Genomic DNA, 21229 nt, shown 5'->3' with positions numbered 1-21229 from the left:
TCAATGCGTGCGAAGTAATAAGGGGGATTTTTATCGATGTGGGGTTACAGAAAAATAAGAAACAGACTGTTGCAGAGGAGACGGCAGCTTGAAGATAAGCTGAAAAGTGATGTGGAAACGGCTGCAGAGTGGGGATCCATATCGGATATTGCCTCTGGTGAATTGTCGGCTTATGATAATCACCCGGCCGAATCGGCAACACAGCTTTATGAACGGGAGAAGGATCTTGCTTTCCATAAAATGGAGCAGAACGAACTTGAAGAAATCAATCATGCGCTGAAAAAAATCGATGATGGAACGTATGGATACGATGAGAAAACCGGGGAAAAAATATCTCGCGCCCGATTAAAGGCACTGCCTACAGCACGCACAGCAGCGCATCAGGCGGATACCTCGCATGATCATCGGGTTCGCCCGGTTGAAGAATCTGTGATCAGCGATTTTGAAGTCCGGGGAATCACAGATTTCGAAAGCAACGGGTATAACGAAGAAAATGCATTCGATGTTGTTTCTCAATACAATGACCAGGAAGGCATTTTTGAAAATGCGCCGTACAGTGACGATGAGGAAGGGATCGGGTATGTTGAAGAACTTGAGGCATTTGCTGCTAATGACATTTACGGGTTTTCCGGAGATGATGAAATTCAGGTTCTGAAAAATCATCATTACGATCATTGGTCGGCTAAAAATGAAGATGAAAATCAGGATCCGGTTGAAGAGTAATAAAGGGGTAAACAGAGGGTGTCTCAAGAGCTTTTTGGCTGCGTGACACCCTCGTTTCTTGTTTTGTGGAAGATGCGTGTGAGGTGTGGACCTTCTGTAAAGTGTTTCGGCTGATCAAGAAAAAGCTCCACGAACTTTGACTGTCTGTGAAAAACGGATAAAGTCAGATGCTGCTTCAGTAAAAAAACCATGATTCTGCAAGAGGATATATGCTAAAATTTAAAAATAGGCAATGTTAAACAGATGGCCTCAAACAGCGATGAGCTTTAACAATGTCTGAAGATAAAAGTTGCTACGCATATAAAAAGTACAAACATATGTTTTTGAAGGGGTATGGGTATGGTTTATTACGGACTCGCAGTAATTATTTTATTGATTGATCAATTTTCCAAATGGCTGATTGTGCATAATATGTATCTTGGCCAAAGCATAGCTATCATTCCCAGTTTTTTTTACCTGACGTCGATTCGAAATAATGGGGCCGCATGGAGCATTCTTGAGGGACAGATGCTTTTTTTCTTTGTCATTACCATTGCCGTCTTAGCCGTAGTCATTTTTTATATGCAGAGGCTGGGAAGAAAGCAGCCGTTTCTTGGTGTTTCTCTGGGGCTGATCATTGGCGGGACGCTTGGAAATTTTATGGATCGGCTTTTTCGCGGTGAAGTGGTTGACTTTATTCAATTCTACATCTTCCGTTATCATTTTCCTGTGTTTAATCTGGCGGATTCTTCTCTCTTTATCGGTGTCGTTTTACTGATTATGTATCTGTTTCGTGACGGAAAGAAGGAACGATAATGCCGGAGATTACGCTGTCAGTTGAAGCAGAAGATGAGGGGAAAAGGATTGACAGCTGGGTAAGCAGTCAAATTCCGGATGAATCAAGAAGTCGCCTTCAGCAGTTAATTAAAGGTGGCTGTGTGCTTGTTGACGGATCAGCCGTAAAAACAAGTTACCGGATGAAGATGAATGATCAGGTCTGCGTGCGTATTCCCGATCCGAAGCCACTCAATATCGCGGCTGAAAAACGCCCGCTCACAATCGTTTATGAAGACGCCTCGGTTATTGTCGTGAACAAACCAAGAGGAATGGTCGTTCATCCTGCACCGGGACATTTATCCGGGACGCTGGTCAACGCGTTGCTTGGACATTGCCATGATTTATCGGGAATAAACGGGGTGATGCGCCCTGGTATTGTTCATCGAATTGATAAAGAAACTTCGGGCCTGTTAATGGTTGCAAAAACAGATGCCGCGCATCGATCACTTGCGGCACAGCTGAAAGCAAAAACAACGAAGCGGCAATATCTGGCCATCGTCCATGGCAGTCTGTCTCATAATGAGGGTACCATTGACGCGCCGATCGGACGTTCGGATAAAGACCGCAAAAAGATGGCAGTAACGGAAAAAAACAGCAAATCGGCGATTACTCATTTTAAAGTGCTGGAACGCTTTGAAGATTACACATATATTTCATGCCGATTAGAAACAGGGCGTACACATCAGATTCGCGTTCATATGGCTTATATCGGACATCCGCTTGCCGGAGATCCTAAATACGGACCACGCAAAACGCTTCCAATTCATGGACAGGCACTGCATGCGTCAGAACTTGGTTTTATCCATCCGGTGACGAATCAAGTGATGCTTTTTCAAGCACCGCTTCCAGAGGATATGGAGCAGCTTCTTGACGGATTGCGAAAGAATCGATATTGCTGATTGGATTATAGAACGAATTTTCGGGTACAGGTTATTGACTTGAGTATTGACAAATCATGAAGCGTTTGGCATACTTGCAGTAATGAAAATTGAATGAGTTCCTTTAAGGTAGTCCTGAGAGACTAAGAAGGGTGATGAATGCCAAAAGCTATTGGCAGCACTGTAGTCTCTTGCTCTGTACAGCAAGATTTTTTTTTACGTAAGCAGCGCAACTGAGTCTTTGCTTCTGGCAAGGCCCTGGTTCCTGGCAGCCAGTTGAATAAGTGGTCTCAGCAAAATCAGTGACGGGCTGTGATGTGATGGCAGGTGATATTTTTTTGGAAGAAAAAGAAATCATGGATGCAAAAGCAATGGGACGTGCACTGACACGCCTTGCACATGAGGTAATTGAACGGAATGAGGGTGTTGATTCCGTTGTACTCGTTGGCATCAAAACACGTGGTATCTATCTGGCTGATCGGCTTGCAGGGCGCATTAAAGGTATTGAGAAGAAAGAAGTAGCTGTTGGTGAACTGGATATTACGCTTTACCGGGATGATCTGAAGCAAAGATCCGGGGATCCGGAGCTGCTGGACAGTCTGCTTCCGACGCCAATTGAAGCGAAAACAGTGATCCTGGTGGATGATGTGCTTTTTACAGGACGAACGATTCGTGCAGCGATGGACGCGCTGATGGATGTCGGCAGACCTCAGCGCATTCAACTGGCTGTACTGATTGACAGAGGTCATCGCGAATTACCGATTCGTCCTGACTATATAGGTAAGAATGTGCCGACTTCCAGAGAAGAACAAATTGCTGTTCAACTGAGTGAAGTCGATGGAGCTGATCGAGTGACGATACGCTCGTTAAAAAAGTAAAGAAAGCGGCAGTCAAACATCTTTTAAAGGCAGTCCAGAGAGACTGACAAAGAGTGGCATGAACGCAGTTCGTCAATTTACAAAGCCTCTTTGTCAGATTCTGGCAAAGAGGCTTTTTTTCACTCAGGAGAGAAAATATCCGGGTGACCTCTTCACCAGATTTAAGGTGTTTCATTAAGGCACATACTAATTCTAAGGAGGAGTTACAATGGCAAACCTGCTTAGCTTGAATGAGCTTTCGATCAGGGAAATTAACGATATTCTTGATCGTGCAGAACAAATACGCGTTATGGGTGAAGAAGGCTGGTTCGCACCGAATCATACGATTGTTGCCAATCTTTTCTACGAACCGAGTACGCGCACACGCTTCAGTTTTGAAACAGCAGAAAAGCGATTAGGCTATGAAGTACTTAATTTCAGCAGCACAACCTCAAGCGCTCTGAAGGGTGAGTCCCTTTATGATACAGTGCGAACCATGGAGGCGATTGGTGCAGAAGCAGTGGTGATCCGGCATCAGGAGACCGGTTATTATAAGCAATTGCAATCTATAGATATTCCTGTTCTAAACGCCGGCGACGGTGCCGGAGATCATCCGACACAGGCGCTGCTGGATCTCTTAACGCTGAGGCAGGAATTTATGAATATAGAAGACCTTACAGTTGCCATTATCGGCGATTTGCGTTACAGCAGGGTGGCAAAATCTGATGCGGAAGTATTAAGTCGGCTTGGGTGCCGTGTGCTGCTCTCCGGTCCGCCGGAATGGAAGAACAGCCAACTGCCCGGAACTTACGTATCCGTCGACGATGCCATTGATGCGGCTGATGCTGTCATTATGCTTCGTATTCAGCATGAACGTCATGAAAATGCAATGCAGATGACTAAGGAAACGTATCATCGATTATTCGGGTTGACCACCGAGCGCGCACTGCGGATGAAACCAACAAGTATCATCATGCATCCAGGGCCGATTAATCGGGGCGTTGAAATGGACGGCGAGTTGGTCGAAAGTACACGTTCGCGATACTTTAAACAGATCAAAAACGGTGTTCTGGCACGAATGGCCGCGCTTGAATGGGCACTCGACCATCGTCTATACGAAGCGAATAAAATCGAAAAAGCAAAGCAAATGAGTTCGCCTATCTGATCGAAAAGGAGTGCACGAAATTGAGAAGACAGCTTGTACTGGAAAACGGGGCGTCATTTATCGGAGAAGGTTTCGGAAGCAGTTCTGAAGTCAATGGTGAAGTCGTATTTAATACCGGAATGACCGGCTATCAGGAACTGATCACCGATCCATCCTATTGCGGGCAAATCGTTACCATGGCGTATCCGCTTATCGGTAACTACGGGATTAACCGGTCAGATAACGAATCAGCGCGCCCGAGCATTTCAGGATTGATTGTTAAAGAAGTCGCAAAGCAGCCGTCACACTGGCAAAAGGATAAAACACTGAACGAGTGGCTGGAAGAATATGATGTACCGGGGATTGAAGGCATTGATACACGTCGACTCACGAAAATGATTCGTGAGTATGGAACGCTGCGCGGCAGGATTGTTTCTGCGGATGCTGATCCGAAGCGTGTTGCTGAGACACTTAAAGTATGGCCGTTGCCAAGCGATCAGATCAGCCGTGTGTCAACAAAGTCAACCTACGTAACGCCCGGTCCCGGTCCTCGCGTAGTACTTGTTGATTTCGGTGCAAAGCAGGGCATTCTCCGTGAATGCATCAAACGCCGCTTCGATGTTGTGATTGTGCCCTACCAAACAACAGCAGAAGACATTATGAAGCTGAATCCGGACGGTGTACTGTTAAGCAACGGACCGGGTGATCCTAAATCTGTTCCAGAAGCGATTGAAACGGTACGCCATTTACTTGGAAAGGTTCCGATTTTCGGTATTTGTCTCGGCCACCAGCTGTTTGCGCTTGCTTCGGGTGCCAATACAGTAAAAATGCGTTTTGGTCACCGCGGCGTAAATCATCCGGTAAAAAATCTGAAATCAGGAAAATTCGTCATCACTTCACAAAACCATGGATTTACCGTTGAAAAAAAATCATTAAGTGGAACGGATCTGGAAATAACACATGTTGCAATCAATGATGGAACGATCGAAGGCCTGCACCATTTAAAATATCCTGCCTTCAGTGTCCAATATCATCCTGAAGCCTCGCCAGGACCGGATGACAGTCAGGATTTGTTTGATGCATTTCTAAACATGATGGAAACTTTTAAAAAAGAAGGTGCACCCCTTGCCTAAACGTACAGATATAAAGAAAATTCTGGTTATCGGATCAGGACCGATCATCATAGGACAGGCTGCTGAGTTTGATTACTCAGGGACGCAGGCTTGCCAGTCTTTGCGAGAAGAAGGATATGAAGTAATTCTTGTCAATTCAAATCCGGCAACGATCATGACTGATACCGACATTGCAGATCGAGTATATATCGAACCGCTGACGGTAGAATTTCTCAGTAAAATTATTCGCAAGGAACATCCTGACGGACTGCTGGCGACGCTTGGCGGCCAAACGGGACTGAACCTGGCTGTTCAGTTGAGTCAGTCAGGAATACTCAATGAATTGAATGTCCAGTTTTTGGGAACTGGTTTGGACAGCATTGAAAGGGCGGAAGACCGTGAAAAGTTCAGAAGTCTGATGCTTGATCTCGGTGAACCGGTACCACCGAGTGAAATTGTCACAAGTCTGATTGAAGCACGCGCGTTCGTAGAAAAAGTCGGGCTTCCGGTTATCATTCGGCCTGCGTTTACATTAGGCGGAACAGGCGGAGGCATTGCTGCAACTGAGGAAGAGCTGGATACCATTGCAGAGAATGGATTGAAGCTCAGTCCGGTTCACCAGGTTTTAATTGAAAAAAGCATTGCTGGATTCAAGGAAATTGAGTTTGAAGTCATGCGCGATGCCAACGACGGTGCCATTGCAGTCTGTCATATGGAAAATGTCGATCCTGTGGGCATCCATACCGGCGATTCCATTGTTACCGCACCATGTCAGACGTTAAGTGACCGCGAACTGCAGCATTTGCGAAGCGTCTCGCTGAAAATCGTGCGTGCGTTAAAGATCGAAGGCGGATGCAATGTGCAGCTTGCTCAGGATCCAAGTAGTGATCGCTATTATATCATTGAGGTTAATCCGCGTGTCAGCCGTTCGTCGGCGCTGGCGTCCAAAGCCACAGGCTATCCGATTGCGAAGGTAGCGGCAAAAATTGCTGTCGGTTATTATCTTGACGAGATCAAAAATGCGGTTACCGGTACAACCTATGCAAGCTTTGAACCAACTTTGGACTACGTAGTGACGAAAATCCCGCGCTGGCCATTCGACAAATTTGATGATGCCAAACGAACGCTGGGTACACAGATGAAGGCAACCGGAGAAGTACTGGCAATGGGGCGTAATTTCGAGGAATCCATACTGAAAGCCATCCGCTCACTGGAAAACGGAACCATGCATCTGCAACTCAAAGAAACAGATAAAATGAGTACGGAAGATTTGTTCAACATTATAAAGAAGAAAGATGACCGCCGGCTGTTCTTAATTGCCGAAGCAATGAGGCGCGGTGCAGATATTGAAGAAATATGGGCATGTACACAAATCGATCGCTTTTTCCTGAGTAAAATCGCTCATATCGTTGCTGTTGAGCAAACGCTGAAAGCTGCTCCAAAAGATAGAGAATCGCTTCTTCATGCCAAAAAATACGGTTTCTCGGACTGGAAAATTGCCGAGTGCTGGAATACAACGGAAAAAGCTGTCGCAGAATGGCGCAGAACGCATGGTATCCGTCCGGTCTATAAAATGGTCGATACGTGCGCCGGGGAATTTGCTTCAGAAACACCATATTACTACAGCAGCTATGAGGATGAAAACGAATCAGTCGTCTCCAAACGTGAAAGTGTTGTCGTCCTTGGCTCTGGACCGATTCGTATCGGACAGGGTGTGGAATTCGACTATGCAACCGTTCATGCGGTATGGGCAATTAAGAAACAGGGCTATGAAGCAATCATGATTAATAACAACCCAGAAACGGTATCAACCGACTTCAGCGTTTCGGACAAGCTCTATGTTGAGCCGCTGACCCTTGAAGATGTAATGCATGTCATCGATCTTGAGAAGCCAAAGGGTGTCGTGGTTCAGTTTGGCGGACAAACGGCAATCAACCTCGCTTCCGGGCTGGCTGCACGCGGTGTTAAGATTCTTGGCACAACCTTGGATGCCATGGATCAGGCAGAAGATCGTGACCGTTTCGAACAGTTGCTGCTCAGGCTTAACGTTGACCATCCGGCAGGAGACACTGCGTTCTCGACTGATGAAGCCGTGAAGATTGCTAATCGTCTCGGCTATCCGGTACTTGTGCGGCCTTCTTATGTGCTCGGAGGGAGGGCAATGGAAATTGTCTATAATGAAACTTCACTGAAACACTATATGGATCACGCAGTGCTGATTAATCCCGATCATCCTGTACTGGTCGATCGTTATCTGGTCGGTACCGAGATTGAACTTGACGCGCTTTCCGACGGGGAAAATGTATATATTCCGGGCATCATGGAGCATATTGAACGCGCCGGTGTCCATTCAGGCGATTCAATTGCGGTTTATCCGGCACAGAAGCTGTCTGAAGCCGTGAAGCAGGAAGTTGTGGATACAGCGATCAAAATCGCTCGGGGGCTCAAAGTGGTGGGAATGATGAACATACAATTCATCGTTCATGACAATCATGTCTATGTCATTGAGGTAAACCCGAGGGCAAGCCGTACTGTGCCGTTTCTCAGTAAAATCACAAGTGTACCGATGGCGAAAGTAGCGACTCAGCTTATTCTGGGTGAGAAGCTTGACAGACTCGGCTATAAAACAGGTATACATCCGGAACCGATCCGTAATGTTTACGTGAAAGTACCGGTATTCTCATTTGCCAAGCTCAGACGTGTTGATGTGACGCTGGGACCGGAAATGAAATCAACCGGTGAAGTAATGGGGCAGGATGTAACTGTTGAAAAGGCATTATATAAAGGCCTTCTGGCAAGCGGAATGACTATTCCTTCTCACGGCTCCGTACTGTTCACCATTGCTGATAAAGATAAAGAAGAAGCGCTTCGTCTTGTGAAACGATTCTACGATATTGGCTACAATATTCTTGCAACGGAAGGGACGGCTGCGATGATATCCGAACGTCATCTACCGGTAACGATCGTGAATAAGATCGGCGGAGAAGCACCGAATTTACTCGATGTTATCCGTCACGGAGGCGCACAGTTTGTCGTCAACACATTGACAAAAGGGCAGCGACCGGCTCGTGACGGATTTCGTATTCGCCGCGAATCAGTCGAAAACGGCGTTGTCTGCCTGACATCGCTGGATACAACCGAGGCACTGCTCACGGTTCTGGAATCACTTGCTTTTCAGACGGAATGCATGCCTCAAATGATGGATCGTCAATCTGACATACAAGAAGGCAGCAAAGCAGGTGCCCGGCAATGATACAGGAAGACATGCAAGTGCTTGAGCATCAGCGAATTGCTGACGGTATTTATAAGTTGAAATTACGTGGACAACTGGCTGAGCAGATTCGTGAACCGGGGCAGTTTGTCCATGTTCGTGTCGGCGGACGTTCCCAATCCATTGCCCCGCTGCTCCGGCGTCCGATTAGTATCAGCTCAGCAGACTCGGCAGCATGTACATTGACGCTGATTTACAGAAGCGGTGGTCTCGGTACTCATCTTCTGTCGGAGTCGGCAGTCGGCGAGACGGTCGATGTACTTGGCCCGCTTGGACATGGATTTCCGGTTGATGCCGCACCGGCTGGGGGCAATGCACTGCTCGTTGGCGGGGGAGTGGGTGTGCCGCCACTTTACGGTTTATCTCAGGCGTTAATGTCACGGGGTATTCAGACCACTCATATTCTCGGTTTTCGCTCAGCCAAAGATGTTTTTTATCAACAGGCTTTTGAAGCATACGGTGAAACGTATATCATGACAGAAGACGGGTCATGCGGCAAAAAGGGTCTGGTGACTGATATGCTTGATCGGGTTTCTTTTGACGTGGCTTATGCATGCGGCCCGATCCCTATGCTCAGAGCACTTGAGCGCAGAATTACTAAGCAGCCGCTCTTTGTGTCGCTTGAGCAGCGCATGGGCTGCGGGATTGGTGCATGTATGGCCTGTGTTGCCCGCACGACCGATCCGCAAGACAGTAAAGGTTACCGGCGCGTCTGCTGCGACGGACCGGTATTTAAGGCAAGGGAGGTTGAATTATGTTAGAGGTTCATCTTCCCGGGCTGGATCTGAAAAATCCAATCATGCCCGCATCCGGCTGCTTCGCGTTCGGCGCTGAATACAGCACGCTTTATGATCTGAATGTTTTAGGTGCCGTAACGATTAAGGCGGCAACTTTGGCACCTCGTTTTGGCAACCCGACTCCCCGGGTTGCGGAGACTCCTGGCGGCATGTTAAATGCGATCGGTCTTCAAAACCCGGGTGTGGATCAAATTATTAAAAAAGAATTGCCGCGATTAGCAAAAGAAAATGTCCCCATCATCGCCAATATTGCCGGCAGCGAGATGGATGATTACGTGACGACAGCAGAAAAAATGTCGCAACAGTCTGCCGTTCATGCATTGGAATTGAACATTTCCTGCCCGAACGTGAAGCATGGCGGAATTGCATTCGGTACTGTGCCTGAAGTCGCGGCAGAGCTGACAGCTAAAGTCAAAGCCGTATCAAAGAAACCGGTTTATGTAAAGCTGTCGCCTAATGTTACGGATATTGTCGGCATGGCAGAAGCAGTTGAAGCCGCTGGCGCAGATGGATTATCGATGATTAATACACTGCTTGGCATGCGCATTGATCTTCGTACTCAAAAGCCGATTTTAGCGAATTTAACAGGTGGGCTCAGTGGGCCGGCAATTAAACCGGTTGCCATCCGGATGATTTATGAAGTCAGTCAGAAGGTAAAGATCCCAATTATCGGGATGGGCGGCATCCAGAATGTGGATGATGTGATCGAATTTTTCCTGGCAGGTGCAAGCGCGGTGGCGGTCGGTACCGCTAATTTTGTCGATCCGTATGTCTGCCCGAAGATCATTAAAACCTTACCTGAAAAGTTGAACGAAATGGGTGTTTCGGATATTAATGACCTGGTTGGAAGGAGCTGGAAAAAATGAATGATGAACATAGGATCATTGTGGCTCTTGATGTTTCGTCGCAGGCCGAAATGTTAGACATGCTGAACAAGATCAATCGTCCCGGCTGTTATGTCAAGATCGGAATGGAACTTTATTTGCAGCAGGGTGCGGATATTGTGCGCGCTTTAAAATCAGAAGGATATTCAGTTTTTCTTGATTTGAAACTGCATGATATTCCGCATACAGTTTACCGGGCCATGAAGGGGCTTGCAGGGCTTGGCGCTGATATGATCAATGTCCATGCGGCGGGGGGCGTCGAAATGATGCAGGCAGCTGTGCAGGGTTTAGGTGAAGGTGCAAGATCACACCGGCCGATTTGTCTGGCTGTTACTCAGCTGACCAGTACGGATCAGGCAATGCTTGAAAACGAGCTGCTGATTAACCGACCGATTGATGAAGCAATTGCCAGCTATGCGTCGCTTGCTTATACATCCGGACTTGATGGTGTCGTATGCTCTGCCTGGGAAGCAAAAAAGATCAAAAGCTGTACTGCAGAGGATTTTTTGGCAGTGACACCAGGAATTCGCCTTTTACATGACGATGCGGGTGATCAGAAACGTGTGGCTTCACCAGCGCAAGCGCGCAGCCTTGGAAGTGACTATATCGTTGTCGGCAGGAGTATCACGGCTGCTTCTGATCCGGCACAAGCCTATGAACGGGTACTTAATGATTGGAGGAAGCAGACATGGACTACAAGAAATTAATCGCAGAACATCTTTTGAAAATAAATGCAGTGGTGCTGAGCCCTGAAGATCCTTTTACTTGGGCTTCAGGAATCAAATCACCGGTATACTGCGACAATCGGCTGACACTGGCTTATCTTGATGTCCGTGCTGATGTGATCAATGCATTTGTCGCACTCATTAAGAAGAATTATCCGGATGCAGAAGTGATTGCCGGAACAGCAACGGCAGGCATTCCGCATGCGGCATTGATTGCTGATCGCATGGGTTTGCCGATGGCCTATATTCGGTCGTCTGCAAAATCGCATGGACGAAAAAAGCAGATTGAAGGCGTTATTAATCCCGGACAAAAAGTCGTTGTCATTGATGACCTGATTTCGACCGGGGGCAGTGTACTGACTGCAGTTCATGCCGTTGAAGCAGTTGAGGCTGAAGTACTTGGCGTCGCAGCCATTTTTACATATCAATTACCTCAGGCAAGCACTAATTTTGAGAAGGAAAAAGTATCTTTAGCTACACTGACAGACTTTGATACGCTGATCCATTTGGCTGAAGAGCAGGGGGAAATCAGCGGTACACAGCTCGAGCAACTGAAAAAGTGGTATGCTGATCCGGCTTCAGAAGACTGGCGCGTGCAAAAGCAATAATATTTATTCAAGCGATCCGAAAAAGAGCCTTCATTTAGGAGGTTCTTTTTTTTGACATGCGGGTTGATGCGTGATCACGCATGAAAATATGCGGGCTTTTTAATAAAGTATGCGGGTTTTCATCGTGGGAAATAGATTACAATAAGAGAAAAAGAAGGAACGGTACTTCAATTGAATCATGTAAAACGCTTTCTCATTCTGTTTCTCATGCTCACCCTTTATTTTTTCACATTAAACAATTATATCGGCGTGGATTCGTTTATTGATCTTTTTAGCAGCATGCTTGCGGCAACCATTATTTTCACACTTCTCTTCTTGTTGATTAACGGCCTGACGATTTACTTTTATCGTTCCTTACGGCAATGCTGGAAATGGCTGATCGTTTTACTTTTCTCTGCGCTTCCCTATGTGAACTGGCTGTATGTTTATCCGTGGACAGCTGTTCAAACCTATCCATCCTTCATAAATTACCTGGCCAGGCAGGGACTCTCAACTGCGGATATCACCGGATACAGAGCTTTTCCCGATCTGAAAATGGGCGGATATAATTATGAAGTTCAATTTAAAAAGGACAGCAAATATGCGTACAGTTATTATCTTGATGGGCGTGAATTTCTGATTTTCACTGCCTTTAAAGACAATGATTTCAGAGATTACAAAGATGCGAAAATTCGTGAAGTCTACAATGAAAAAGAGTACATGCAGTTAAAGAAGGATTCGCTAACAGACGCGAAGGATTACAGAAAATGGACAAAAGATCCGGTTTCAGGCAACATTCAACAGCAAAAACGTCACGAGTCGCAAAAACATCCCATTGGTCTCTACCGATCTAAGAATCTCGAATGAACGAAGAACAAGATAATTTATGCATAACCGACCGTTTCATGTACATAGCCCATGTTATGCTACAGATTGTCACTGGCATTTTGCTTCGCTTGCATTCATTGTGATGATCTGCGTGAACTATTGGAAGAAAGGATTGATTTTCCCTCAGGTTACGCGCGGTACGGAACGTACAATTAATCAGCGGCTCATCTCAATAGGTGTCCAGAAAGGAGTTTTTGATGAAGAATTATTTTGAAAAGAAAAACGTTACCGTGATCAGTTTCTTTTCGGTTGCTGTTGCCCTGTTCTATTCAATTGTCATTTTTATAGAGGGATTTGATCGTGACATTGTCATTGAATTTCTGAGCATTTTGCTTAATCTTATTCTATTCACACTGACTTTTTTGTTCATCACAAGGAAAATAATGATTCGTGGCATCAGTCAGATGCTGTTTTTCTTGGCTTTTCAGTTATACGTGTGTATTGCCTTTTTTCTGTTGCTGGGCATCAATTTACGTCAGTTATGGTACGGATTAGTTGAGCGTCATTTCGATCGAAATCTGCTGTTCATGATTAATGTGATTCCTTTTCGAACGCTTGTGACGCAATTTTCCGGTTTTCCATCGGCCTATTATGCGACGCATCAGATCATAGGAAATATAATTGTACTGGCTCCGCTCTGTTTTTTTCTACTCTATTTTAATCGTGTTAAAAAAAGACACGTGTTTCTCGTCATCTTCTTCTATTCATTGTCCATCGAAGTGCTGCAATTTTTATCCGACCTGCTCCTTTTCCAAGACCGCGCAATGGACATTGATGACGTCATTCTCAACACTGCCGGAGCTGCTTTAGGAATTTCAGGCTACGGGGTATATCTTGGACTAGCGATGCTGTGTCGCCGTTTTGTACAGAAGAAGTCGCCCATTCGAAGAAATGAAACTAACTGATTCGTGCAACGGTTGAATAGAAAGCGAATTGGAAAGGATGGGGGAAACCGAAGATACAGGGAATATAAAATGCATGAAAAAACATTTAGTTCTACATATCCAATACGAACATTTGAAATTCTATGTTTCCTGATTTTTGCATACTGGTTTATTCAGAAACCGCATTTTTTGATACTTCTTTTTTACCTTTAATTTAGTATCAGACTTCCTATTGACAGCAGAGACTTGTCTTGACTCAGCAGTATTTGTAGTGAGACAATAGAAACCAGTATTTAAATTGGAAGTTGAAAAGCGAGCAGCCAGGTGCCCGCTTTTTTTGAAAGTGAGGGATGTGCGATGCCATATGACGGTATTGTCACCCATGCAGCGGTTGAAAGTCTGCAAGCGTTTATCGGCGGGCGGATCGCTAAAATCTATCAGCCGACACCGACGGATCTGATCTTAAATCTGCGTTCGCGTCAGGCTAGGGGCAAATTACTCATTTCGATCAATGCGGCGTTTGCCCGGATGCATCTGACGGAACAGGCAGAGGACAATCCACAGGAACCGCCTATGTTCTGCATGTTGCTCCGCAAGCATCTGGAGGGAAGCATCATTGAACGCATTGAACAAATCGGATTCGAGCGCATTGTCCATATTGATCTGCGTTCGCGTAACGAGCTCGGTGATATAACGGAAAAGCAGCTGATCATTGAACTGATGGGGCGGCACAGCAATGTGATTTTAATTGAAAAAGAAAGCAAACGAATTATTGACAGCATGAAACATCTGACCTCTGCTGTCAATCGCTATCGTACCGTTCTGCCTGGAGAAACCTATGTTTCACCGCCTGATCAGGGCAAACTTGATCCGATAGAGATGGACGCTCAGGATCTGATCCACCGTATTGAGTGGAATGCCGGACGTATCGACAGACAAATTGTCGATATTATCAGCGGCTTTTCGCCTCAAGTTGCATCTGAAATGGTGCATCGTGCAAAACTGCCGCATCAGGAAGCAATTGCCAAAGCTTTTCTGGAGATTCAGTCGGAAATAGAGCATCACCTGTATGCGCCGGCCATTTATTTTAATGATAACGGAAAAGACGACTTTCATGTCCTGTCTCTGACTTTTGAACAGGGAAAAACAGAATCTTTTACCGATATCAATCGAATGCTTGATCGTTTTTACGCGGTTAAAGCACAAACCGATGCGGTCCGGCAAAAGGCAGGCGATCTTGGCCACTTTATTGCACTTGAATTGAAGAAAAACAAGACGAAACTTAAAAAGTTGTCCAAGACCTTAAAGGAAGCCGAGGATGCGGACAAATACCGCCTGTCTGGTGAACTGCTCACTGCGAGCATGCACCTGTTTAAGCGTGGAGACAGGCATGTTGATGTGATTAATTATTATGATCCTCATCAAACCACCGTAACGATCACACTTAATCCGAATCGGACGCCCTCTGAGAATGCGCAGGCTTATTTTAAAAAGTACAATAAAGCCAAAACAGCAAAGCAGGTGGTTGCCGAACAGGTGAGACAGACCAAGAGCGAAATCGCTTATTTCGAGGGACTGGCTCAGCAAATCGAATCAGCATCATTAAAGGATATTGAAGAAATGCGTGAAGAACTTGCCGAGGGTGGATATTTGAAGAAAAAGCGCTCAGGCAGGGATCGGAAGAAGAAAAGCAAGCCAGTCATTGACCAGTATTACGCTACGGATGGAACGCTCATTCTCGTTGGCAAAAACAATAAGCAGAATGATTATTTGACAACCAAGGAGGCATATCGCGAAGAAATCTGGCTCCATGCAAAAAATATTCCAGGTTCACATGTCGTGATCCGTGCTCAGGAGCCAAACGAATCTGTCCTTCTGGAAGCGGCCAGTCTGGCTGCCTATTTCAGTAAATCACGTATGGGCAGCGGTGTTCCTGTGGATTATACTAAAATTAAATATGTAAAAAAACCGAGCGGTGCAAAACCCGGGTTTGTCATTTATACGGATCAGCGCACACTCTATGTGACACCTGATGAATCGCTGGTACTGAAAATGAAGGAAAAACCGACTTCCAGACAAAAATAAGCTGAGCGGCCTGTAATCACAGTGAGACACTTGCTTCTCCAGGGTATAATTGTTTAAAATGGAGAAGTGGAAGTGGTCGTATGATCAAAAGCATGACGGGTTTCGGCATGGCCGAACAATCCGGTGAAGCCATGATTCGCGTCGAACTTAAATCGGTGAATCATCGCTTTTTTGATTTTTCGTTTAATGCACCGAAACCATTTATTTTCCTGGAAGATAAAATCAGGAAAGCCGTTCACAGCTATATGAAAAGAGGCACGGTTACAGTAAATCTTGCCATAGACAGAAGTTCCGTGATTCTGCCGAAGCTGGAAACCAACTGGGCAGTTGTTGATCAGTACGTACATGCGGCTAAAGACATTCAGGTACGCAGCGGGCTGCCGTTGCCGGATCTTAATGCAATTCTTCAACTGCCTGGCATTTTTTCATTGCGTGAAGCGGATTATAAAGCGGTTAAACAGATGGAGACGTCCGTACTTCGTGCAGTTCATTCCGCCGCCAAAAATCTTGTTGTGATGCGCGAAAAAGAAGGACAGACTTTGCGGACAGATTTGCTGGCCAAAATTGCGGCTATCCGTTCTGAAGTTTGCCGACTGGAAGCATTCATCCCGGAAGTTCGAAGTCAATATGAACGAAAACTTCGTCGCTCAATTGAAGAATTTCTGAAGACCTGCCAGTCGATTGATGAGACGCGCCTGATGAATGAAGTCGCACTTTTTATTAATAAAACGGCAGTGGACGAAGAATTGACCCGAATGAAAAGTCATCTGAATCAATGTGAAAACCTGTTGATGGAAAACGGAGATGATCCTGTAGGCCGCCGGTTGGATTTTCTCATACAGGAAATGAACCGGGAAGTGAATACAATCGGTTCAAAGGGGAATCACGCTGAGATCAGCCGTTCGGTTGTTTCACTGAAAACAGAAATTGAAAAAATGCGTGAACAGGTGCAAAATGTTGAATAGAAATAAGATGGATTCGTAACAGTTGGAGGCAATGTGATGAGTTTTAAAGAAAAAGGGCTGCTGGTCGTGCTTTCCGGTCCTTCCGGCGTTGGAAAGGGTACCGTGTGCAAAGCGCTGCGTACACGCGGCACACGATTAAAATATTCGATCTCGGCGACGACGCGAAAACCGAGAGAAGGCGAAGTGAATGGTGTTCACTATTTTTTTAAGACCCGCGAGCAGTTTCAACAGATGATCGAGCAGGGAAAACTGCTTGAGTGGGCCGAATATGTAGGAAACTGTTATGGTACACCTGTTGATTATGTGCGCGAATCCATCGAAGCCGGAGACGATGTCATACTGGAAATTGAAGTGCAGGGTGCCCTTCAAGTGAAGCGAAAGTTCCCGGAAGCACTTTTTATCTTTCTTGCTCCACCTGATTTAGAGGAATTAAAACACCGCATTGTCGGGCGCGGCACAGAAAGTGCGGATCTGATTGAAAGCCGAATGATGGTTGCAAAATCAGAAATGGAGCTTATGCAAAATTATAATTATGTTGTGGAGAACGATCAGGTCGAAAAAGCCTGCGATCGTATCGAAGCCATTGTATTGGCGGAGCATTGCCGTGTAGATCGTCTGATTGAAAAATATACCGTTATGAAAGGAAATGATGAAACATGATGATTTACCCGTCTATTGACAATCTGCTGCAAAAGGTGAATTCTACTTATACGTTAGTAACGCTCTCTGCAAAACGCGCGCGTCAGCTTCAGGATGGTTCGGCGCATTTATTGGTTGAGCATCCGCGTTCAGTAAAAGAGGTTGGCCAGGCACTTGAAGAGATTAATGCCGGCCTGCTGACCTATAAATATTGATGCGTGTTTTTGTACAGTAAGGCAACAACCTCTGCGGGTTGTTGCCTTTTGTATAGCATGCGGTGCCTCTCCGATTCATTCGAAAGGAAAATAGTTTGAGGAAGTGATTCTGTTGGCTCTTAAAGGTAAGAAAATAGTACTTGGCATCACAGGCGGCATTGCTGCTTATAAGGCTGCGGATTTAACCAGTCGTTTGGTGAAGAGCGGTGCCGATGTCCACGTACTGATGACCGAATCGGCAAAAAAATTTATTGGTCCCGTAACTTTTCAGGCGCTCACCGGGCACCGTGTCTATGATCAAGTGATTACCGATGAGAAAGAAGGACAGATTGCTCATATTGACTTGGCCGATGAGGCAGATCTTTTCATCATTGCCCCGGCAACGGCCAATACGATTGCCAGGCTCGCCTCAGGAATGGCAGATGACATGCTCACCGCTTCGGTGCTTGCGACACATGCGCCTGTCTGGATCGCGCCGGCGATGAATGTGAATATGTACGCGCATGCCGCGGTCTCTCATAATCTGCATATACTTGAAAGCTACGGATATCACTTGATCGGTCCGGAGAAAGGGCGCCTTGCCTGCGGATGGACCGGGGCAGGCAGAATGACGGAACCTGGCGACATTGTTCACGAAGCTGAAGATTATTTTTCTTTCCAATCGCTGGCGGGAAAGAGAGTGCTTGTGACCGCCGGTCCTACAAAGGAAGCTCTGGACCCGATTCGCTTTTTCAGCAATCATTCAAGCGGTAAGATGGGGGCCGCGATTGCTGAGGCGGCCTATCGGGCGGGTGCCGAAGTCATTTTAATCACAGGCGCAAAATTGAATGTAGACCCTGGCATTACAACCATTGAGGTTGTTACAGCCCTTGATATGCATCGCGAAGTATTGAATTGGTACCCTGGTGTTGATGCGGTAATTAAAGCGGCTGCGGTAGCTGATTATCGGCCGGCGCGCATCAGCAGGTCAAAAATAAAAAAAACTGACGAGTCCATGACGATTACTATGGTTCGGAATCCGGATATTTTAAAGGAGCTCGGAGAGAAGAAGCAGCATCAATTACTTATTGGTTTTGCTGCCGAAACCGATCATTTGGATGACTATGCAGTGCAAAAACTTGAGAAAAAACATTTGGACATGCTTGTTGCCAATCATGCAGCCGACGGTTTTGGCGGGGATACAAATAAGGTAACGTTTTATTATGCAGACGGAAAAAAACAAACGTTCGACACAATGCCAAAGCAGCAGATTGGAACACGAATTTGCAATGCATTAGCCAGTCTGTTTGAAACGAGCGAGACAAAATGATTGCAGAGGTTTACATTGATATTCCGGCAAATCCGGTCGACAGACCGTTTGATTATAAAATACCGGACGAGTACTTGGACATTCTGGTTCCTGGTGTACGTGTGAAGGTGCCGTTCGGCAACATGCGCCGCTTAGGTTTTGTTACGGCAATTAAAGACCATTCAGAATTCAAGCGTTTAAAAACGATTGAATCTGTCGAGGATCATCTCCCGGTTCTGACTCCGGAACTTCTCGAACTCGGGAAATGGCTGGCTGATACGACGCTGTGCCCGACGGTTACAGCTTTTCAGGCGATGCTTCCGGCTGCTTTGAAAGCGAATTATCGGAAGATTGTTCAGGTCGAGCACATGGAAGCCCTGAAAAAAAACGTTCCCGAATTAGCAAACGTTTTTGGCCAGACTGATAGGCTGAATTGGACGGATCTTCTGAAACGGCATCCAGAATCATTGAGCAGCGTGAATCACGCACTTCGGAAAGGCTACCTTTCCATTCATCAGCAAGTACGCAGTCAGGGAAGTACGAAGAAAATTGCCGTGGTGGTTCCTGGTGTTTCAAAGGTACGTATGCTTGAGGTTCTTCAAAAACTGGATAACCGTGCAAAACAGCAAAAAAAAGTGTTGCAGCATTTTATCAATGTATCTGAGTCTGCTTCATATCAGCCGAAAATGCGGGCATTGACACAAGCTGGCTTAAGCAAAAGTGCAATCCTTGCTCTGGCCGAAAAAGATGTACTCGTGGTGCGTCGCGTCGAACAATACCGGGACCCATATAAACAATCGGCAAAACAAACAGAACCGCTGAAGCTGACCGATGAGCAGCAGCAGGTGCTAGCCCCAGTTGTACGCGCAATCAGGAACCGGGAGCATCACGTGTACTTGTGCCATGGAGTGACAGGGAGCGGAAAAACGGAAATTTATCTGCAGTCGATTCAGCATGTTTTGGCTCTGCAGCAACAAGCAATTGTGCTTGTCCCGGAAATTTCATTGACACCGCAGATGGTCTCACGTTTCAAAGGCCGTTTTGGCACTCAGGTAGCCGTGCTGCACAGCGGGCTTAGTCAGGGAGAAAAATATGATGAGTGGCGGAAAATTCGTGAAGGAAAGGTGCAGGTCGTCGTGGGAGCCAGGTCCGCGATTTTTGCGCCGTTTCAGAATCTTGGAATCATCATTATTGACGAGGAACACGAGTCCAGTTACAAACAAGAAGATATGCCGCGATATCATACGCGTGATGTTGCCATACGGCGGGCCCAAAAGTATTGCTGCCCGGTTGTGCTTGGCAGTGCGACGCCTTCTTTGGAATCTTTCGCCCGTGCGCAAAAGCAAGTGTACACTTTGCTGCGCTTAAAAGAACGTGTCAATCATCGGCCGCTCCCAGCTGTTCACATTGTCGATCTTCGTGAAGAAATGCGGCAGGGCAATCATTCAGTTTTTTCACGGGAGCTTCTTGAAAAGATGAAAGACCGGCTGCAAAAAAATGAGCAGATTGTTCTGTTTTTGAATCGGCGCGGCTATTCAACCTTTGTCATGTGCCGCTCATGCGGAACAGTGGTCACTTGTCCGCACTGCGACATTTCACTGACCTACCACCGTACTTTAAATCGATTAAAATGCCATTATTGCGGTTTTGAATGCAGCGTTCCGGAACGTTGTCCCACATGCGGCAGTGATGCCATGCGTTTTTTTGGCACCGGAACTCAGAAAGTAGAAGCGGAATTAAATCGGCTGATTCCTGAAGCACGTGTTATTCGAATGGATGTGGACACGACGAGAAAAAAGGGCAGTCATGAGCGGCTTCTGCGCCGATTTGGTGAACAAAAGGCGGATATATTGCTTGGCACCCAGATGATTGCCAAAGGCCTGGACTTTCCCAAAGTAACGTTAGTGGGCGTGCTTGCTGCAGATTCACTGCTCCATCTTCCTGATTTTCGTGCATCAGAAAAAACATTCCAGCTCATTACGCAGGTGTCCGGACGGGCAGGCAGACATGATCTGCCTGGCGAAGTCGTCATTCAAAGCTATGCTCCTGAGCACTATGCCGTCACTGATGCCGCTGCACATAACTATGAACGTTTTTATACTCAGGAGATGTCCTTGCGCCGGAAATGGGGCTATCCTCCATTTTTTTACCTGGCATTGATCCGTCTGTCTCATCCGGAACCGGCTTACGTTGCCGGCGCTGCAGAACGGATCACGCAGATTTTAAAGAAGCAGTTATCCGGATCTTCGCAAGTTCTGGGTCCGGTTGTACCGTCTGTTTCCAAGATAAAAGATAGATATCGCTATCAGTGCATGGTAAAATACAAAAGAGAGCCTGCTCTTCTGCCGATTCTGCGGCAAATTATGCAGCATTTTCAGGAGAGCGGAACGAACGGATTGCAAGTCATGATCGATATGAATCCACTTGCCTTAATGTAATCCAATGAAGCAACACAAAAAAGCCTTTTCTCA

General features: G+C 46.2%; 20 protein-coding genes. All 20 read left to right on the top strand.

What is annotated here, in order from left to right; all coding sequences use genetic code 11:
- Positions 1-36: 36 nt before the first annotated feature.
- The 20 genes from M3N64_RS03085 to priA all read left to right on the top strand — a co-directional run bounded on the left by M3N64_RS03085 (position 37) and on the right by priA (position 21196).
- Entirely contained in the window at positions 37-723 is a 687-nt protein-coding gene (locus tag M3N64_RS03085; protein WP_249097283.1) for a TraR/DksA C4-type zinc finger protein, read from the top strand.
- 339 nt (positions 724-1062) lie between these two features.
- A complete protein-coding gene (gene lspA / locus M3N64_RS03080) occupies positions 1063-1518 on the top strand; it encodes a signal peptidase II (protein WP_249097281.1) in 456 nt (151 codons plus the stop codon).
- Positions 1518-2438: an RluA family pseudouridine synthase gene (locus M3N64_RS03075; RefSeq protein WP_249097272.1), complete on the top strand. Its 921-nt coding sequence runs from the start codon at positions 1518-1520 to the stop codon at positions 2436-2438. The genes lspA and M3N64_RS03075 overlap by 1 nt, the downstream gene beginning before the upstream one ends.
- Positions 2439-2737: 299 nt before the next feature.
- Positions 2738-3295, top strand: a complete 558-nt coding sequence (gene pyrR / locus M3N64_RS03070) for a bifunctional pyr operon transcriptional regulator/uracil phosphoribosyltransferase PyrR (RefSeq protein WP_249097271.1) — start codon at positions 2738-2740, stop codon at positions 3293-3295.
- Between the two features lie 208 nt (positions 3296-3503).
- A complete protein-coding gene (locus M3N64_RS03065; RefSeq protein ID WP_249097268.1) occupies positions 3504-4439 on the top strand; it encodes an aspartate carbamoyltransferase catalytic subunit in 936 nt (311 codons plus the stop codon).
- A gap of 20 nt (positions 4440-4459) precedes the next feature.
- Positions 4460-5551 carry a glutamine-hydrolyzing carbamoyl-phosphate synthase small subunit gene (carA, locus tag M3N64_RS03060; RefSeq protein ID WP_249097266.1) on the top strand — a complete coding sequence of 364 codons (1092 nt, stop codon included), beginning with the start codon at positions 4460-4462 and terminating at the stop codon, positions 5549-5551.
- Positions 5544-8783: a carbamoyl-phosphate synthase large subunit gene (gene carB, locus M3N64_RS03055; RefSeq protein WP_249097256.1), complete on the top strand. Its 3240-nt coding sequence runs from the start codon at positions 5544-5546 to the stop codon at positions 8781-8783. Before carA ends, carB begins: the two co-directional genes overlap by 8 nt.
- Positions 8780-9562 carry a dihydroorotate dehydrogenase electron transfer subunit gene (locus tag M3N64_RS03050; RefSeq protein WP_249097248.1) on the top strand — a complete coding sequence of 261 codons (783 nt, stop codon included), beginning with the start codon at positions 8780-8782 and terminating at the stop codon, positions 9560-9562. Before carB ends, M3N64_RS03050 begins: the two co-directional genes overlap by 4 nt.
- Positions 9556-10464, top strand: a complete 909-nt coding sequence (locus M3N64_RS03045) for a dihydroorotate dehydrogenase (protein ID WP_249097247.1) — start codon at positions 9556-9558, stop codon at positions 10462-10464. The genes M3N64_RS03050 and M3N64_RS03045 overlap by 7 nt, the downstream gene beginning before the upstream one ends.
- The gene (gene pyrF / locus M3N64_RS03040) at positions 10461-11189 is read left to right on the top strand and encodes an orotidine-5'-phosphate decarboxylase (protein WP_249097245.1); all 729 of its coding nucleotides are present in this window, start codon (positions 10461-10463) and stop codon (positions 11187-11189) included. The genes M3N64_RS03045 and pyrF overlap by 4 nt, the downstream gene beginning before the upstream one ends.
- Complete coding sequence (gene pyrE / locus M3N64_RS03035) at positions 11171-11815, top strand: orotate phosphoribosyltransferase (protein ID WP_249097244.1); 645 nt, start codon at positions 11171-11173, stop codon at positions 11813-11815. Before pyrF ends, pyrE begins: the two co-directional genes overlap by 19 nt.
- A gap of 171 nt (positions 11816-11986) precedes the next feature.
- A complete protein-coding gene (locus tag M3N64_RS03030; RefSeq protein ID WP_249097243.1) occupies positions 11987-12661 on the top strand; it encodes a DUF3139 domain-containing protein in 675 nt (224 codons plus the stop codon).
- A gap of 112 nt (positions 12662-12773) precedes the next feature.
- Positions 12774-12896, top strand: a complete 123-nt coding sequence (locus M3N64_RS14080; protein ID WP_283163280.1) for a hypothetical protein — start codon at positions 12774-12776, stop codon at positions 12894-12896.
- Positions 12880-13587, top strand: coding sequence for a VanZ family protein (locus M3N64_RS03025; protein ID WP_249097242.1), 708 nt, complete (start codon positions 12880-12882; stop codon positions 13585-13587). The genes M3N64_RS14080 and M3N64_RS03025 overlap by 17 nt, the downstream gene beginning before the upstream one ends.
- A gap of 336 nt (positions 13588-13923) precedes the next feature.
- Entirely contained in the window at positions 13924-15651 is a 1728-nt protein-coding gene (locus M3N64_RS03020; RefSeq protein ID WP_249097240.1) for an Rqc2 family fibronectin-binding protein, read from the top strand.
- 80 nt (positions 15652-15731) lie between these two features.
- Complete coding sequence (locus tag M3N64_RS03015) at positions 15732-16616, top strand: YicC/YloC family endoribonuclease (RefSeq protein WP_249097239.1); 885 nt, start codon at positions 15732-15734, stop codon at positions 16614-16616.
- A 36-nt stretch (positions 16617-16652) separates the two neighbouring features.
- Positions 16653-17276 carry a guanylate kinase gene (gmk, locus tag M3N64_RS03010; RefSeq protein ID WP_249097238.1) on the top strand — a complete coding sequence of 208 codons (624 nt, stop codon included), beginning with the start codon at positions 16653-16655 and terminating at the stop codon, positions 17274-17276.
- Entirely contained in the window at positions 17276-17470 is a 195-nt protein-coding gene (gene rpoZ, locus M3N64_RS03005) for a DNA-directed RNA polymerase subunit omega (RefSeq protein WP_249098552.1), read from the top strand. The genes gmk and rpoZ overlap by 1 nt, the downstream gene beginning before the upstream one ends.
- Positions 17471-17582: 112 nt before the next feature.
- Positions 17583-18779, top strand: a complete 1197-nt coding sequence (gene coaBC, locus M3N64_RS03000; RefSeq protein WP_249097235.1) for a bifunctional phosphopantothenoylcysteine decarboxylase/phosphopantothenate--cysteine ligase CoaBC — start codon at positions 17583-17585, stop codon at positions 18777-18779.
- Positions 18776-21196: a primosomal protein N' gene (gene priA / locus M3N64_RS02995; RefSeq protein ID WP_249097233.1), complete on the top strand. Its 2421-nt coding sequence runs from the start codon at positions 18776-18778 to the stop codon at positions 21194-21196. The genes coaBC and priA overlap by 4 nt, the downstream gene beginning before the upstream one ends.
- Positions 21197-21229 lie beyond the last annotated feature (33 nt).

It is taken from the genome of Sporolactobacillus mangiferae (genome assembly GCF_023336505.1).
Lineage (GTDB): Bacteria > Bacillota > Bacilli > Bacillales > Sporolactobacillaceae > Sporolactobacillus > Sporolactobacillus mangiferae.
Note: the sequence above shows the minus strand (reverse complement) of the source record. Positions and strands in the feature narration are given on the sequence as shown.